This window comes from Corynebacterium nasicanis (assembly GCF_042658165.1).
Lineage (GTDB): Bacteria > Actinomycetota > Actinomycetes > Mycobacteriales > Mycobacteriaceae > Corynebacterium > Corynebacterium nasicanis.
On sequence record NZ_JBHSQE010000003.1, the window covers coordinates 204826 to 221052 of the forward strand.

Genomic DNA, 16227 nt, shown 5'->3' on the forward strand with positions numbered 1-16227 from the left:
GTCCTACACCACTACCGGAAGGATCCGACATGTTGAAGAACACACTGTCCCGCCGCGTGCTCGCGGTGGCCGCCACCGCCGCCCTGGGCTTCGGCCTGGCCGCCTGCGCGGAGACCGAGAAGGCCGCGGAGACCGGCGGCGATGTCGTGTCCTCCGCTGCCGAGAAGGCCGAGGAGGCGGTCAAGGGTGACAAGGACAAGGACGCCGTCGAGCCCTCCACCCCGGATTCCGAGCCCGCCGAGGGCGAGGTCCAGGTGGAGACCGAGGACGGCACCGTGGCCCTGCCGGCCGCGGCCGCCGCGGCACTGGAGTCCTTCACCGCCGAGTGGGGCCAGCCGGAGTCCATCGAGGCGAACGCGCTCGGACAGGTGCTGGCGAAGTTCCAGGAGGGCAACATCGTCACCTGGGCCCAGGAGCTGGGCGCGATCCCGGTCGTGGGCAAGATCGCCGAGACCTGGCTCGACGAGGGTGGCCTGGAGAACCCCCTCGGCCTGCCGACCGGCCCGGAGCAGGCGGCCCCGGAGGGCAACGGCTGGGTCCAGCAGTTCGCCCACGGCGTCATCTCCTGGGTCACCGACGCGGACGGCGAGTTCACCGCCGTGGTCGAGCAGAACTGAGCCTGACCCTGACGTGGACGGTGAGTCTTGGTCATCAGAAATTCATCTGACAACCATGTAATTCTCACCTCCCGCAGTTAGCGTGTGCTTAACCGGATGACGTGAGATGACGCGAGATCCGGAGCGCGACCGTCGGCCGTCGGTACCGGCACCAGCGGCCGTGTCCCACCCGAGAATCGGCCAGCGGATGGGCCGGGTACCCGGCACCACCGCACCTGGGGAGCCTGCGCCATGTTCGACTCGACCACCGACTACCTGCCCTCCGACTCCATCGACACGCGGTCCGATGTCACGACCCGCACCTACGTCATCGACACCTCCGTGCTCCTGTCCGATCCCTGGGCACTGCGCAAGTTCGCCGAACACGAGGTGGTCCTGCCGGTCGTGGTCATCACGGAGCTGGAGGCCAAGAGGCACCACCCCGAACTGGGCTGGTTCGCCCGCCAGGCCCTGCGGATGCTCGAGGACCTCCGCTCGACCTACGAGCGCCTCGACCAGCCGGTGCCCGTCAACGTCGACGGCGGTACCCTCCGCGTCGAGCTCAACCACCAGGACCAGTCCCAGCTACCCACCGCCTTCCGCGGCACCGAGGGGGATCACCGCATCCTCGCCTGCGCCCTCAACCTGCAGCGCGAGGGCCGGGACACCACGCTGGTGACCAAGGACGTGCCCCTGCGCGTCAAAGCCGGCGCGGTCGGCCTGCAGGCGGATGAATATCACGCGCAGGATGTCGTGCTCACCGGCTACACCGGCATGGTGGCGGTGCACACCGACGCGGAGACCATCGACACGCTCTACCGCACCGGCGAGGTCACCCTCGATGACTCGGCGGTGACCGATCAGGGGGACTTCGTCGCCGAGCTCCCCGTGCACTGCGGAATCACACTCACCACCTCCACGCAGTCGGCGCTCGGGCGCCTCACCGCCGACGGCGCCATCCGACTCGTCCGCGGTGACCAGCACGCCTTCGGACTGCAGGGCCGCTCCGCCGAACAGCGCATCGCCCTTGACCTGCTGCTGGACAACCACGTCGGCATCGTCTCCATCGGCGGCCGGGCCGGCACCGGCAAATCCGCCCTCGCCCTGTGCGCCGGGCTGGAGGCCGTGCTCGAGCGCAACGAGCACCGCCGCATCGTCGTATTCCGCCCGCTCTACGCCGTCGGTGGACAGAACCTCGGCTACCTGCCGGGCTCGGAGACGGAGAAGATGAACCCGTGGGCGCAGGCCGTGTTCGACACCCTCGACGGCCTCGTCTCCGACAACGTCATGGAGGAGATCCAGGCCCGCGACCTCATCGAGGTGCTGCCGCTCACCCACATCCGCGGCCGCTCCCTGCACGACAGCTTCGTCATCGTCGACGAGGCCCAGTCGCTCGAGCGCAACGTCCTGCTCACCGTGCTCTCCCGCCTGGGCCGCGGCTCGCGGGTGGTGCTCACCCACGATGTCGCCCAGCGCGACAACCTGCGGGTGGGGCGCCACGACGGCGTGCAGGCGGTGATCGAGAAGCTCAAGGACCACGAGCTCTTCGCCCACATCACCCTGCAGCGCTCCGAGCGTTCCGCCATCGCGGAACTGGTCACGGACCTGCTGGAAGACGGCCAGTAGCCCGATCCGGACACGGGGCCCGCAGACCTTTTCCGTTTGCGGGCCCTCGACGACGTGGGAGACAATATCCGGCATGGCAGATGCGAACTTCACGCTCCGACCCATCCGACCTGAGGACTACCCCCAGGTCCGGGCCATCTACGAAATGGGCCTGGAATCCGGGCATGCCACCTACGAGACGCAGGCCCCCACCTGGGAACAGTTCTCGCGCTCCAAGATCCTCGAGACCGTGTTCGTCGCGGTGGAGGACGCCGACCCCGAGAAGCTGCTCGGGTGGGTCGCCGCCGCCCCCATCTCCACGCGCTCCGTCTTCCACGGCGTGGTGGAGAACTCCATCTACATCCACCCCGACGCCGCCGGACGCGGCGTGGCCGGGGCGCTGCTGGACAAGCTCATCGAGGTGTGCCAGTCCCTGCACAAGTGGGGCATCCACGCGTGGGTGTTCCCGGAGAACGAAGGCTCCGCCGGGCTGCACACCTCTCGCGGCTTCGAGAAGGTGGGCACCTTCCGCCACCTGGCCAAGATGACCTACGGCGAACTCGCCGGCCAGTGGCGCGACACCGACGTCTACGAGAAGCTGCTGCCGAAGCCGGGGGAGTAGCCCCCACGCGGCGAGCGAAGGACATACGGGAGCGCCGATGCTCGTTTTTGGCGAATTCAGAACCTCAATTCGCCAGAAACGAGCATCGGCGCCCGGGCATGTTAGGCCCTCAGCCCTAGTCGATCGTCTCCTTGAGCTTGTCCTCCCGCACCGGCAGGAGCAGCAGCAGGGCCACCACGGTCAGCGGCACCATGAGCAGGAACACAGGCGTGAGCCCGTCGTTGTAGCTGGAGAGGATGACCTCCCGGATGGTCTCCGGCAGCTGGACCACGGAGGCCGGGGTGAGGGAGTTCGCCGCGCCGCCGCCCTCGGAGAAGGCCTCGGCGTAGGCCGCACCCTGCGGGCCCATCTGCGCAAACGTCTCGGGCAGGCGTTCGGCGAGGTGCCCCTGCAGGTTGTGGATGAACATGGAGCCGACGACCGAGGCGCCGAGGGAGGAGCCGATCTGGCGGAAGAAGTTGTTCGAGGCGGTGGCGGTGCCCACCATGGCGATGGGGAAGGAGTTCTGCACGATAAGTACCAGCACCTGCATGACCAGGCCGAGCCCGAAGCCGAAGACGAAGAACAGCACGCCGATCTGCACGAGAGTCGTGTCCACGGTGAGGCGGGAGAGCAGGAACAGTGCCAGGGAGATGACGCCCATGCCGACGACGGGGTACCACTTGTAGTTGCCGTGGCGGGAGATGAGCGCGCCGGAGACGGAGGAGGTGCCGATCATGCCGACCATCATGGGGATCATCATGAGTCCAGCGTGGGTCGGGGTGAGGGTGTGCACCATCTGCAGGTAGGTGGGCAGGTAGCCGAGGGCGCCGATCATCGCCAGGCCCATGATGGTGCCGGCGGCGGTGGTGAGCACCATGTTGCGGTTGCGGAACAGCTCCATGGGGATGAGCGGGTTGGTCGCCCGCCGCTCCACCAGCACGAAGAGCAGGGCGCCGATAACGGTCACGGCGATGAGTCCCAGGATGATGGGATGACCCCACGGGTACTGCAGCCCGCCCCAGGTGGTGAACAGCACGAGCGAGGCGGTGGTGACGGTGAGCAGCACGGTGCCCAGCCAGTCGAAGTGGCCGCGGGCGTCGCCGCGTCGCAGGCGGAGGACGAGCAGGGAGATGGTGAAGGCGAGGATGCCGAGGGGGATGTTGATCCACAGGCCCCAGCGCCAGCCGGGGCCGTCGGTGAACCAGCCGCCGAGGACGGGGCCGAGGACGGAGCTCAGTCCGAAGGTGGCGCCCATGATGCCCATGAACTTGCCGCGCTCGCGGGCGGAGACGACCTCGGCGACGATCGCCTGGGAGGTGACCATCATGCCGCCGGCGCCGAAGCCCTGGATGGCGCGCGCGACGATGAGCATCTCCATCGACTGGGCGAAGCCGCCGAGGGCGGAGCCGAGGATGAACACGGCGATGCCGAAGAGGTAGAGCCACTTCCGGCCCACCATGTCGCCGATTTTGCCGAAGAGCGGCATGGCGATGGTCATGGTCACCATGAAGGCGGAGATGAGCCAGCTCATGTGGTTGACGCCGCCGAGTTCGCCGACGATGGTCGGCATGGCGGTGGAGAAGATCATCTGCCCGAGCGAGCTCATGAGCATGGTGGTGAGCAGGGCGGCGAAGATGAGCCCGAGGCGCGGCGCCGCGGGAGTGGGGGTGGTCACCATGACAGCTCCTTGGTCAGCGTGGTGAGGACGGCGCCGGTGTCGACGAGCGTGAGCGCGTCCTCCGCGGGCGGGCAGTGGGTGAGGCGGTACATGTGCATCCACACCGATTCGCGGATGAGCCCGCTGATCACCGCCGCCTCGACGGGCAGCGGGTGGGTGGGCAGTTTCCGGTCGGCGGGGTGGCGCTCGAGGTGCTCGGTGACGAGCCCGTGCATGAGGGTGGACTGTTCGCGGAAGCGGTGGATCGACATGAGCGCGACGGAGGGTTCGGCCGCGACGATGCGGTGTCGTCGCTGGCGGACGGTGGTGATGTGGGCGGCGTCGACACCCGCTTCGATGTCCTCGCTCTCCGCCTCCTCGTGGGTGGCCGCGATGTGTTCGAGGGCGGACCTGACGAGGTTGTCGGAGGGCTCGGCGATGAACTCGGCCCGGCGGGCCTCGCTGAGCGCGAGCGGGGGAGCGCCGAGGACGGCCTCGTCCTTGGACTCCATGTAGTTGAAGAAGGTGCGGCGGGAGATGTCGGAGTCGCGGCAGATGTCCTCGACGGTGACCTGGTCGAAACCGTGCTTCTCGACGAGCGCCGTCGCCGCGTCCTCGATCCGGCGCCGGGTGGCCAGTCGTTTCCTCTCCCGCAGGGGGGTATCGTCATTCACGGAGTGCAACTTTACACTCGGTGCAGGTTTATACTCAAGTGCATGCGGGCTTTGCGGTAGTCTCGGGGCAATGATTCTCCGCCGCCTCCGCCGCTTCCGTGATCGGAACCGCCCCGACCTGCACTTCCCCGGGCTCACCCGGGGCCGGGCCGGGGAGCTGCGCGTGGCCCTGCGGCGCACCCTCGCGGAGAAGGGGGCCACCGTGCGTTTCGACGGCCAACACGCCGTCATCCAGGATCCCCGCCGCGGCCGGGTCACCGTCAACCTCGAGAATCTCATCGGCGATGTCGCCCTCTCCCAGCACCCCAAGGCCCCCCGGTCCATGGCGCGGGCCTTCGTCTCCTCCGTGCTCGACGGCGCGCCGGGCGAGGCCCTCACCACCGCCGACCTCTACGCCGGGCTGCGCCTGCGGGTCGCCCCCACCACGCACCTCGTGCCCGAGGAGGAGGAGATCATCGCCTCGGCCACCCTGCGCTCATTCACCGACGACACGGTGGTCACCCTCGTGCTCGACACCGAGCACACGATCCAGACGATGCCGCTGGAGCGGCTGCGGGAGCACGACGACGTCGATACGCTCGTGCGCGCCGCGCGCCGTAACCTCCGCGCGGAACTCCTCGACCTCACCCCGCACGCCCAGGTCCACCCCGGCTCCGAGGAGCACCCCGGCGCCCATTTCCGTTCCTTCGAATCGGGCAGTTACTACATGGCCACCGCCCCGGTCCTTTTCCCCGAGCTTCTCGACGCCTGGGCCCCCGACCTCGATCATTCCCGCGGCGTCCTCTTCGCCATGCCCACCCGTCACATCCTCCTGGTCCGCGAGATCAGTTCCGGCGAGGACCTGCTCGAAGGCCTGGGACGCATGGCGCCCGTCGCCGCGCAAGTGGCGGTCGACGGCTCGCACGCGGTCTCCCCGCTGCTGCACCTGTGGCACGAGGGCGAGGTGACCACGCTGACCTCCTTCGATCAGGAGGGGCGTGAGCTGAAGATCACCCCGACCCCCTACCTGCTCGAGCTCATGGCGGCGGACGAGGACTTCTGACGCCGGAGCTGGTCGCCGAGGACCTTGAAGAGCATGCCCAGCCCCACCGCCAGGACAATGTGCCCCAGGCCCGCCATGCCGGAGATCGCGGCGTCCGGGAGCGGCGGCTCACCCCCGTCCACCTGCACCAGGCCGCGGACGGTCATGAGGATCACCGTGAGCGCCAGGCCACCGTTGTACACCCACACGCTCGCGCTGAAGAGGCGGTGGGCGGTAAGGGCGAAACCGCGGTCCAGGGCCAGCAGCAACAGGTGGACGATGACACCGAGGGTGAGCATGTGCGTGTGCAGCGTCGACAGCTGCGTCGCGCCCTCGAACCCGGCCAGTTTGGTCCACTCGCGGTAGAACACTCCGGAAATGAGTCCGAGGATGAGCCAGGTCAGCGCCAGGTGGTACAGGGTTTTCAAAGGGGATCACGTCCGTTATCGGGGGGCAAGGTACGTGTCCACCTTAAGCGGCGGATGACGCGGAAACCCAGGGCGGCGGGCGGGAATCAACCGATCCATGTACCCCTCGCCGCCTCGTCGATTTCACCCCGTTGAAAGGACTGCTCCGATGCCCCTGAACGGGGTGAACTCGACCGCGTGAATTCGACGGGGCGGGGAGGGGCGGGGCGGGGGCCGGGCAGGGGCGGAAACGACTCGACGCCCCGCCGGGGTCGGCGGGGCGTCGAGAAGCGGGTGATTAGTCGCGGTCGGTGTTGGCCATCGCGAGGACGTCGAGGCGCTTGTCCAGCTCCTCCTCGGTGAGCTTGTCACCGTCGACGAAGCCCATGTCGATGACGGTCTGGCGGATGGTCTTGCCCTCGGCCAGCGCGGTCTTGGCCACCTTGGCGGCGTTCTCGTAGCCGATCGCCGAGTTCAGCGGGGTGACGATGGACGGGGAGGACTCGGCCAGGGTCTTCATGCGCTCGACGTTCGGCTCAATGCCGTCGACGAGGCGCTCCGCGAAGACGCGGGCGGTGTTGGCCAGCAGGCGGGAGGACTCCAGCACGTTGCGGGCCATGACCGGGATGAAGACGTTGAGCTCGAACTGGCCCTGGGTGCCGGCGAAGGCGACGGCGGCGTCGTTGCCAATGACCTGGGCGGAGACCTGGGTGGCGGTCTCACACAGCACGGGGTTGACCTTGCCCGGCATGATGGAGGAGCCCGGCTGCAGGTCCGGCAGGTGGATCTCGGCGAAGCCGGTCAGCGGGCCGGAGCCCATGAGGCGGATGTCGTTGGCGATCTTGTACAGGGAGACGGCCACGACGCGCATCGCGCCGGAGAACTCGACGAGGGCGTCGCGGTTGGCCTGCGCCTCGAAGTGGTTCTTGGCCTCGGAGAGCTCCTTGACGTCGGTGAGCTTGATGAGCTCCTCGGTCACCTTGGCGCCGAAATCAGCCGGGGTGTTGAGGCCGGTGCCGACGGCGGTGCCGCCGATGGGCAGCTCGCCGAGGCGCTCAACGGTGGCCTCGATGCGCTCGATGCCCAGCTCGATCTGGCGGGCGTAGCCGCCGAACTCCTGGCCCAGGGTCACCGGGACGGCGTCCATGAGGTGGGTGCGACCGGACTTGACGATCTCCTTCCACTCCACGGCCTTCTTGGCCAGGGACTCGTGGAGGACCTTGAGACCCGGGATGAGGTCGTTGACCGCAGCCTCGGTGGCGGCGACGTGCGTGGCGGTGGGGAAGGTGTCGTTGGAGGACTGACCCATGTTGACGTGGTCGTTCGGGTGGACCTCGACACCGTTTCGCTTGGCGATCGACGCGATGACCTCGTTGGTGTTCATGTTGGACGAGGTACCGGAACCGGTCTGGAAGACATCGATCGGGAACTCGGCGTCATGCTTGCCGTCGGCGATCTCCTTGGCGGCGGCGACAATGGCGTCAGCCTGCTCGGCCGGAAGAAGGCCACGCTCCTTGTTGACGATGGCGCAGGCGGCCTTCAGCAGACCCATGGCGCGGATCTGGGCGGACTCGAGGCCGCGGCCGGAGATCGGGAAGTTCTCGACGGCACGCTGGGTCTGGGCCTGCCACAGTGCGTTCACCGGGACCTTGACCTCACCCATGGTGTCGTGTTCGATGCGGAATTCCTGCTCGGTCATGGATAACCACCTTCGTGTAGCTGTTAGGACGTGGGAAACTGGCCCGGCGGGGATGGAACTACTGCCAGAGGGCGCCGGGGAGGTCCCTCTCACAGTATGGCCGAAAAAACCGGACTAGGCGGACGGATCCTTCGAGTAGTCGACCACCGAGTACTCCTGCAGCTTGGCCAGCTGGTGGCGGGACTCGACGAAACGGACGGTGCCCGAGCGGGAACGCATGACCAGGGAACGGGTCGTCGCGCCGGCGGCGCGGTAGGAGACACCGCGCAGCATGTCGCCGTTGGTCACGCCGGTGGCGGCGAAGAAGCAGTTGTCGGAGGAGACGAGGTCGTTGATGCCCAGCACGCGGTTGAGGTCGTGGCCGGCGTCGCGGGCGCGGCCTGCCTCGGCGTCGTCGATCGGCCAGAGCTTGCCCTGGATCTCGCCGCCCATGCACTTGAGGGCGCAGGCGGTGATGATGCCCTCCGGCGTGCCGCCGATGCCCATGGCGATGTCGATCGAGTTGGTGTCCTGGGCGGCGGCGATGGCGCCGGCCACGTCACCGTCGCGGATGAGGCGGACCTTCGCGCCCGCGCGGCGGATGTCGGCGATGAGCTCGATGTGGCGCGGGCGGTCGAGCACGATGACGGTGACGTCGGAGGAGGCGATGCCCTTGGCCTTGGCCACGGCGTTGATGTTGTGGGAGACCGGGGCCTCGATGTCGACGGTGCCGGCGGCCTCCGGGCCTACGGCGATCTTGTCCATGTAGAACACGGCGGAGGGGTCGTACATGGAGTGGCGGTCCGCGGCGGCGATGACGGAGATCGCGTTCGGGCGGCCCTCGGCCATGAGGGTGGTGCCGTCGACCGGGTCGACCGCGATGTCCACCTCGGGGCCCTCGCCGGTGCCGACGTTCTCGCCGTTGAAGAGCATCGGGGCCTCATCCTTCTCGCCCTCACCGATGACCACGACGCCGTTCATGTTGACGGAGTTGATGAGCTGGCGCATCGCATCCACCGCGGCGCCGTCGCCCTCCTCCTTCATACCGCGACCGACCCACCGGCCGGAAGCGAGTGCCGCTGCCTCAGTGACACGGACGAGCTCCATCGCGAGGTTACGGTCGGGTGCTTCCGTACGGGGTGCATTCATGGTCAACGGCCTCCTGCAGGCGGGTTGGGTGTGTGACAGCGTGCTTCTTCCAGGCGGGGAGGGGCCGCAAGGTGCACGGACCACCCGCCTCCCAACTATTGTTCCACCACCTGAGGGTCCGCGTGTTGGTTTCCCCACCCGAAAGAGGGGGTTGTGTGCTGCGCGCCCGGGAGAATTCCACCACAGGGCCGCTTCTGACATACTTGGGCGCGTGTCTGCAGCGGAAAAGCCCCGGATTTTTCAGGACGGGCGGGACATGTTCCTGTCCCTGGCCCTCATAGTCGTGCTCATGGTCGTGAGCGTCGGCGCCACCGGTCTGTGCTCCTACGAGCCGGGAGCTCCGGAGGGGGGACCGGTCCGCGAGGTTGACGCCCACACCTTCATGGGCATGGAGGCCCGCTCGACGTCCTTCCCCGTCCGCATGCCGGAGAACCCGGAGGGCTGGGTGACCAACTCCGCCCGCCGCGGCCAGGTCAACCAGACCCCGGCCCCCATCGTCGGCTGGGTCACCGCCGACCGCGGCTTCATTCAGCTCACCCAGACCGACCAGGAGCTTGCCGACGCCGTCCGCGGCATCGACCCCCACCCGCGCGAACTGGACCGCACCCTGCAGGTCGCAGGCCACGAGGTGCAGGTCTACCACTCCGACGAGGATGACGTGCGCGACCTGTGGGTCGTCGACATGGGCGATGCCCGCCTGCTATTCAGCGGCGCCGGGAAGGACGCGGAGTTCGAGCAGATCATCACCGCCACGGTGCAGTCGACGCCGCTGCCGGGCGTGGCGCGTTAAATTCTGGCTCGCCCCGGTTCCCTCGCCCCGGTTCCCTTGTTCCGGTGACGGGGTGGTGGTGCGGCGGGACAGGCGTGGGGGGACTACTGCTGTTCGGTGGTCCGCCCCAGTGCTTCCTCGACACGCTGGGCGGCACCGTCCAGGTGCTCCTCGCAGCGGCGGGCCAGGGCCTCGCCGCGCTCCCAGTACTTGAGGGATTCGTCGAGACCCATCTGTCCGAGCTCGAGGATCTTCACGGTCTCGATGAGCTCGTTGCGGGCCTGCTCATAGCTGAGGGTGCTCACATCGGGGAAGGCGTCCTGTCCCGCCTGGCCGCTGCCGACCACGTTGTCGTTCATGGTGTCTCCTTCTAGTCTGCCGGGGTGGCGGCCATGCCGGCCGCGGTGATGGATCCGTCCGCCACGCGGATGCGCAGCTGACTGCCGGGCGGGGCCTGCTCGATGCTCATGACCACTTCCGGCGGGGTGCCGTCGCGCGGGACGACCTGCACGACCGCGTAGCCGCGGGACAGTGTCGCCGCGGGCCCGAGTGCGGAGACCTGCGCGCGCAGCGACGCCACCTGTGCGGTCTCCGCCTGGAGGAGATACTGCACGTCCCGGCGGAGGAGCGCCACCGCGCGGGCGACCTCCTCGCGGCGCTGGGTGATGGGCGACATCGGGTCGGCGAGTACGGGGCGCGAGCGCAGAGATTCCAGCCCCTGGCGCTCCCGGTGGACCCAGCCGCGCAGGGCGGCAGCCATCCGGGACCGGGCCTCGGCGAGCAGCGCTCGTTCCTCGGCCACATCGGGTACCACGCGCTTGGCGGCATCCGTCGGGGTGGCGGCACGGAGATCGGCGACGTTGTCCAGCACCGGGTTGTCCGGCTCGTGGCCGATGGCGGAGACCACCGGGGTCTGCGCCGCCGCCACGGCCCGCTGGAGGGCCTCTTCGGAGAAGGGGAGCAGGTCCTCGACGGAACCGCCGCCGCGGGCGATGATGATGACGTCGACCACCGGGTCCCCGTCGAGCTGCTGCAGGGCGGCGATGATCTCCGGCACCGCCGAGGCGCCCTGCACGGCGGTGTTGATGACGCGGAAGTCCACCGCGGGCCACCGCTCCTTCGCCACCGAGAGCACGTCGCGCTCGGCGGCGGAACCGCGGCCGGTGATCAGACCCACGCGGCGCGGCAGGTAGGGCAGCGGCTTCTTCCGGGCGGGGTCGAACAGCCCTTCCTGCGCCAGCTGGGTGCGCAGGCGCTCGATGCGGGCCAGCAGCTCACCGATGCCCACCGGGCGCACCTCGGTCACCCACAGGGAGAAGGAGCCGCGGCCCTCGTAGAAGGCGGGGCGCCCGTGGACGACCACGCGGTCGCCGTCCCGGAGCGGGGACGCCAGACCCTGGATGAGGGAGGTCGGGGCGGTGAGCTGGACCGAGGTCTCGGATTCGGTGTCCCGCAGCGTGAGGTAGGACAGCTTCCAGCTCGGTTTGACGTTGACCTGCGTGAGCTGCCCCTCGACCCATGCCGAGCCCAGGCGCTGAATCCACCCCTTGACCTCGGCGTTGAGGCGGCGGACCGGCCACGGAGCCTCGGACGTGGACTTCTCACCCGTCATGTGACACTCCTGACAATGGGATCCCCGGACAGCGACGAGTCCCCAGTCTAGGCTTAACCGCCGCCGTTGGTTAGGGTGGGGGCCATGAGCGAAGCAGCTAAGAAGATCCTCCTCGCCGCCCCCCGTGGATACTGCGCGGGCGTGGACCGGGCCGTCGAGACCGTCGAGAAGGCCCTGGAGAAGTACGGGGCGCCCGTCTACGTGCGCAAGGAGATCGTGCACAACCGCTACGTCGTGGACACCCTCGCCGAGCGCGGCGCCGTCTTCGTCGACGAGACCGACGAGGTTCCGGAGGGTGCCCACCTGGTGTTCTCCGCCCACGGCGTGTCACCGGCCGTGCATGAGGAGGCCTCCCGCCTCAACCTGCAGACCCTCGACGCCACCTGCCCGCTGGTGACCAAGGTGCACAACGAGGTCAAGCGTTTCGTCCGCGACGGCTACCAGATCCTCTTCATCGGCCACGAGGGCCACGAGGAGGTCGAGGGCACCATGGGTGAGGCCCCCGATCACACCCATCTGGTCGACGGCGTCGCCGGAGTGGACACGCTGCCGGAGTTCCCGGCCGGGCAGCCGCTCATCTGGCTCTCCCAGACGACGCTGTCCGTGGATGAGACCCTGGAGATCGTCGCCGCGCTCAAGCGCCGCTTCCCGGATCTGCAGGACCCGCCCTCCGACGACATCTGTTATGCCACGCAGAACCGCCAGGTGGCGGTCAAGGCCATCGCCCCGAAATGTGACCTCATGATCGTCGTCGGTTCCCAGAACTCCTCGAACTCCAAGCGCCTCGTCGAGGTCGCCCTCGAGGCGGGCGCCGAGGCCGGCCACCTCATCGACTTCGCCCACCAGATCGACGATGCCTGGCTCGAGGGCGTGTCCACCGTCGGACTCTCCTCCGGCGCCTCCGTCCCGGAGATCCTCGTGCAGGACGTGCTGAAGTACCTCGACGAGCGCGGGTTCGGCGAGGTGGAGGAGGTCACCACCGCCGCCGAGACCATCGTGTTCTCCCTGCCGCGGGTGCTGCGTCCGGCCCGGACCTAAACTCCTGCTTATCGACGCCCCCCTCGGGGGGCGTTTTTTTCGTGCCCGCGCCGTGAGTTCGACGCACGGCCGGACAAGGGAGACGTGTCAGCTGTAGAGGTCGTCGTCCAGGCGTCGGCAGCGGGGCGCGGAGCGACGCTCGGGTTGCGGGGCTTCACGACGGGGTGCCTCAGGGCGGCGCTCCGCCTGCGGGGCTTCTCGACGTCGCGGTGCCTCCGGCCGGCGCGGCACTTCCGGACGGGGTGCCTCGGGGCGGCGCTCCGCCTGCCGGGCACGGTTGCGGGCCAGCAGTTCCTCCACCGTGACCTGGTTGGCGCGGCGGCGGGCGCGGGAGGCGGTGTCGCGGTTGCGGCGGTCGGCCTCGGCGGCGCGGCGCCGGTGGGCGATCTCGGCCTTCTCCACCGCGCGCCCGGAGCGCAGGGACAGACCCACGCGCACCAGGGCGAGGGCGGTGGCGGCGGCGGAGGTGGCCAGCAGGAAGGGGAAGAACTGGGTGAGGGGGAAGACGGCGGTGACAATGCTCGTCGTCGAGAAGGCGGGGGTGCCCGCGGGAGCCTGGGAACGGGCGACGGTCCACGCCGTGAGGACGGTCATGATGCCGAACAGCAGGGGGATGGAGGCCACCGTGAGGAAGAGCCCCCGGATCTCCGTGAACAGGGCGACCACCAGTGCCGCGATCCCGAAACACAGGAGGTAGGGCAGGCCCACGGACTGCGCGTTGAGGCTGAGCAGCAGTCCGGTGATGAGGGCGGCGACGACGATGGCGATGCCGGACCAGGTCGGCAGTCCGCCGCTGCGGACTTGTGAGCGGCTGCGGCTCCGATGGCTGGTGGTGGACACGGGGACCAAGTCTAGCCCGTGTCCTGTCGGAACTGTTCGTCGATAGGTGTGGCGGTGTGGCGCGGGCGGAGCGAGATCTGGTTGAGCTCGGTCGGCGGGCGGTCGGTGCGGGCCGGAACATCGAGGTCGGCCAGGCGGCGGGCGGTGACCATCACCCGGGAATCCAGCGAACCCAGCGTGGCGTTGTAGGCCTCTACCGTCTTCTCCAACTGCGAACCGACGCGCTGGTAGTGCTCGCCCATCGTGTTGAGGCGGGTGTAGAGCTCCCGGCCCAGCCGCTGGATGTCACGCGCCCGCTCGGAGATGTCCTCCTGCCGCCACCCGAGGGCCACGGTGCGCAGCAGGGCGAAGAGCGTGGTGGGGGTGGCGATGACGATGTTGCGGGAGAAGGCGTACTCGAGAAGTTCGGGGTCCACCCCCAGGGCGGCGTCGAGAAAAGGGTCCGCCGGGACGAAGAGGACGACGAACTCCGGGGTGGGGTCGAAGGCGTCGATGTACTCCTTGGCCGAGAGCTGGGTGACGTGGGTGCGCAGGAGGTGGGCGTGGCGGCGCAGGTAGGCCGCATGCTCCTCCGGGTCCTGGGAATCGAGGGCGTCGAGGTAGGAGGCGAAGGGGACCTTGGCGTCGACGATGATGTGGCGGCCGCCGGCCAGGCGCACCACCAGGTCGGGGCGGACGAGGGTGCCGCCCAGGCGGGCCGTGACCTGGGAGTCGAAGTCGCAGTGCCGCACCATGCCGCCGAGCTCGACGACCCGCTCCAGCTGAATCTCGCCCCAGCGCCCGCGGATCTGGGGGGAGCGCAGCGCGGTGACCAGCTGGTCCGTGCGGTCGGACAAGCGCGTGGAGGTCCGCGTCATCGCCTGGATCTGGCTGGCCAGGGCGGCGTTGCCCACGGCACGGTCCTGCTCCAGGTCCGTGAGCTGACTGCCGATGGTGCTCACCGCCTGCTCGAGGCGGATGAGCCCGGGGTCGACGGCGGGGGAGGTGTCGCGGGGGCGGCGGGAGGCGTGGGCGAGCCAGCCGAGCACGGCGCCGAGCAGGACACCGACGAGGAGGACGGGCAGGGCGGAACTCATGGGACCACTGTGTCACACGCCCCCGACACAACTCCTCAGCGACGCCCGAATTTGCCGAACAGACGTTCTATCCGCTGGCTGCTCAGGCGCAGCCGGCCGATGTCGGCCCCGCTGGTGGAGGTGGTGGGGGTGGCGGGGTCGTCGATACGCGGCTCGGGGGCCGGGCGCGGCTCGTCGACGTAGACGATCGACTCGCGCCAGCGCTGGCGCAGGAGGCGGCCCTCCTCCTCGGACAGGCGGCCGTTGAGTTCGCCCTCCGGGGTGACCCACGTGATGTCCCGCGCCAGCTTCTCTCCGGAGCGCAGGGCCGTCATGTCGAGGATGTAGCGGAACGCGACGGCGACCATCGCGACGAAGGGCACCGCCAGGAAGGAACCGACGAGGCCGAAGAGGCCGCCGCCGATGGTGACGGACACGAGCACGATGACCGGGTGCAGGTTCATCGCCTTCGACTGCAGCCACGGGGAGAGGATGTTGCCCTCCAGCTGCTGCACCGCGATGACGATTCCCAGCACGATGAGCGCCTGGGTCATCCCCAGGGAGACGAGCGCCACGAGCACCGCCAGAGCGCCGGCCACCACCGCGCCGATGAGGGGGATGAAGCCGGCGATGAATGTGATGACCGCGAGGGCCAGCGCCATGGGGACGCCGACGAGGAGGAGGCCGAGGCCGATGAAGATGGCGTCGACAAGCGAGACGATGGCCTGCGCGCGGATGAAACCCCCCAGGGTGGACCACCCGCGGGTGAGGCTCTCGGTGAGGTGCCAGCCGATGCGGCGGCCTGCGATGGTGCGCGCCCAGGGCAGGAAGCGGGGGCCGTCCTTGAGGAAGAAGAACGTCAGGACGATGACGACGAACAGCGTGAACAGCACCGACGTGGCGGTACCCACGCCCGACATGATCCCGCCCGCAATGGCCCCGGCCTGGTCCTGGATCCACTTGGCGGCGTCGTTGATGAATTTGGAGAGGTCTTCACCGTCGACGTTGAGCGGCGGTCCCTGCGCCCACAGCTGCAGGCGTTGCACGCCCTCGAGGGACTGCAGGTAGAGGATCTGGGACTGCCGCGCGATGTCCGGGGCGATGAACCAGATGAGGGTGCCGAAGAACCCGAAGAAGGCCAGCATGGAGAACAGGGCCGCCAACGCAGGGGGCAGGCCCTTGCGGCGCATCCACGTGGTCGGCGGGGCGAGCACGGTGCACACGATGATGGCGAAGGCCACCGGCAGCACGCCGGTGCCCACCTGCTTGAGCAGGAACCACGCCACGTAGAGGAACACCGCGATGATGAGCATCCGCAGCGCCCACATGGCGAAGGACTTCAGCCACTCCGACATGACGACGGAGCGGTCGATCTGATCCCGGTAACCGGTGAGCTCCTCCTGCTCATCCAGGTCCAGGCTGCTGAAAGCGCTGGACCCGGAGTCGTCGGGGAGCTCCGGATCGGGGTGGAGAGGGGGCTGCTCGGTCACAGCCTCCATAGTGCCTCAACACCCCGCCGGGT

At 68.9% G+C, this 16227-nt stretch carries 16 protein-coding genes; 6 read left to right on the forward strand and 10 right to left on the reverse strand.

Annotated elements, in window-relative coordinates:
* The first annotated feature begins 29 nt into the window (after positions 1–29).
* The 3 genes from ACFPUZ_RS05550 to ACFPUZ_RS05560 all read left to right on the forward strand — a co-directional run bounded on the left by ACFPUZ_RS05550 (position 30) and on the right by ACFPUZ_RS05560 (position 2823).
* Positions 30–617: an LGFP repeat-containing protein gene (locus ACFPUZ_RS05550; protein WP_377000684.1), complete on the forward strand. Its 588-nt coding sequence runs from the start codon at positions 30–32 to the stop codon at positions 615–617.
* Positions 618–848: 231 nt separating this feature from the next.
* Positions 849–2222: a PhoH family protein gene (locus tag ACFPUZ_RS05555; protein WP_377000686.1), complete on the forward strand. Its 1374-nt coding sequence runs from the start codon at positions 849–851 to the stop codon at positions 2220–2222.
* 73 nt (positions 2223–2295) lie between these two features.
* Positions 2296–2823, forward strand: a complete 528-nt coding sequence (locus ACFPUZ_RS05560) for a GNAT family N-acetyltransferase (RefSeq protein WP_377000688.1) — start codon at positions 2296–2298, stop codon at positions 2821–2823.
* 115 nt (positions 2824–2938) lie between these two features.
* On the opposite strand, the gene ACFPUZ_RS05565 is transcribed toward ACFPUZ_RS05560, so the two are convergent.
* Both ACFPUZ_RS05565 and ACFPUZ_RS05570 read right to left on the reverse strand, forming a co-directional pair.
* Positions 2939–4483: an MDR family MFS transporter gene (locus tag ACFPUZ_RS05565; RefSeq protein WP_377000690.1), complete on the reverse strand. Its 1545-nt coding sequence runs from the start codon at positions 4481–4483 to the stop codon at positions 2939–2941.
* Entirely contained in the window at positions 4477–5136 is a 660-nt protein-coding gene (locus tag ACFPUZ_RS05570; RefSeq protein ID WP_377000692.1) for a TetR/AcrR family transcriptional regulator, read from the reverse strand. The genes ACFPUZ_RS05565 and ACFPUZ_RS05570 overlap by 7 nt, the downstream gene beginning before the upstream one ends.
* A 70-nt stretch (positions 5137–5206) precedes the next feature.
* Between ACFPUZ_RS05570 and ACFPUZ_RS05575 the strand changes: the two genes are divergently transcribed.
* On the forward strand, positions 5207–6178 hold the full coding sequence (locus ACFPUZ_RS05575) for a hypothetical protein (protein WP_377000694.1): 972 nt from the start codon (positions 5207–5209) through the stop codon (positions 6176–6178).
* On the opposite strand, the gene ACFPUZ_RS05580 is transcribed toward ACFPUZ_RS05575, so the two are convergent.
* The 3 genes from ACFPUZ_RS05580 to glpX all read right to left on the reverse strand — a co-directional run bounded on the left by ACFPUZ_RS05580 (position 6139) and on the right by glpX (position 9391).
* On the reverse strand, positions 6139–6585 hold the full coding sequence (locus ACFPUZ_RS05580; RefSeq protein WP_377000696.1) for a DUF2871 domain-containing protein: 447 nt from the start codon (positions 6583–6585) through the stop codon (positions 6139–6141). The genes ACFPUZ_RS05575 and ACFPUZ_RS05580 overlap by 40 nt on opposite strands.
* Positions 6586–6862: 277 nt before the next feature.
* On the reverse strand, positions 6863–8263 hold the full coding sequence (locus tag ACFPUZ_RS05585; RefSeq protein ID WP_377000698.1) for a class II fumarate hydratase: 1401 nt from the start codon (positions 8261–8263) through the stop codon (positions 6863–6865).
* Positions 8264–8377: 114 nt separating this feature from the next.
* Positions 8378–9391 carry a class II fructose-bisphosphatase gene (gene glpX, locus ACFPUZ_RS05590; RefSeq protein ID WP_377000700.1) on the reverse strand — a complete coding sequence of 338 codons (1014 nt, stop codon included), beginning with the start codon at positions 9389–9391 and terminating at the stop codon, positions 8378–8380.
* A gap of 211 nt (positions 9392–9602) precedes the next feature.
* On the opposite strand from glpX, the gene ACFPUZ_RS05595 reads away from it, so the two are divergent.
* Complete coding sequence (locus ACFPUZ_RS05595) at positions 9603–10181, forward strand: DUF4245 domain-containing protein (protein WP_377000702.1); 579 nt, start codon at positions 9603–9605, stop codon at positions 10179–10181.
* 83 nt (positions 10182–10264) lie between these two features.
* On the opposite strand, the gene ACFPUZ_RS05600 is transcribed toward ACFPUZ_RS05595, so the two are convergent.
* Both ACFPUZ_RS05600 and xseA read right to left on the reverse strand, forming a co-directional pair.
* Positions 10265–10519, reverse strand: coding sequence for an exodeoxyribonuclease VII small subunit (locus ACFPUZ_RS05600; RefSeq protein WP_377000704.1), 255 nt, complete (start codon positions 10517–10519; stop codon positions 10265–10267).
* Positions 10520–10530: 11 nt separating this feature from the next.
* Positions 10531–11772, reverse strand: a complete 1242-nt coding sequence (gene xseA, locus ACFPUZ_RS05605) for an exodeoxyribonuclease VII large subunit (protein ID WP_377000706.1) — start codon at positions 11770–11772, stop codon at positions 10531–10533.
* An 84-nt stretch (positions 11773–11856) separates the two neighbouring features.
* On the opposite strand from xseA, the gene ACFPUZ_RS05610 reads away from it, so the two are divergent.
* Positions 11857–12810 (forward strand): 4-hydroxy-3-methylbut-2-enyl diphosphate reductase, encoded by a 954-nt coding sequence (locus tag ACFPUZ_RS05610; RefSeq protein ID WP_377000708.1) that lies wholly within the window; start codon positions 11857–11859, stop codon positions 12808–12810.
* 87 nt (positions 12811–12897) lie between these two features.
* On the opposite strand, the gene ACFPUZ_RS05615 is transcribed toward ACFPUZ_RS05610, so the two are convergent.
* Genes ACFPUZ_RS05615 through ACFPUZ_RS05625 form a run of 3 tightly spaced genes read right to left on the reverse strand, consistent with a single transcriptional unit; the run spans position 12898 to position 16204 of the window.
* Positions 12898–13650: a DUF6542 domain-containing protein gene (locus tag ACFPUZ_RS05615; protein WP_377000710.1), complete on the reverse strand. Its 753-nt coding sequence runs from the start codon at positions 13648–13650 to the stop codon at positions 12898–12900.
* Positions 13651–13661: 11 nt separating this feature from the next.
* The gene (locus ACFPUZ_RS05620) at positions 13662–14726 is read right to left on the reverse strand and encodes a DNA recombination protein RmuC (RefSeq protein ID WP_377000712.1); all 1065 of its coding nucleotides are present in this window, start codon (positions 14724–14726) and stop codon (positions 13662–13664) included.
* Between the two features lie 35 nt (positions 14727–14761).
* The gene (locus tag ACFPUZ_RS05625; RefSeq protein ID WP_377000714.1) at positions 14762–16204 is read right to left on the reverse strand and encodes an AI-2E family transporter; all 1443 of its coding nucleotides are present in this window, start codon (positions 16202–16204) and stop codon (positions 14762–14764) included.
* Positions 16205–16227: the final 23 nt, after the last annotated feature.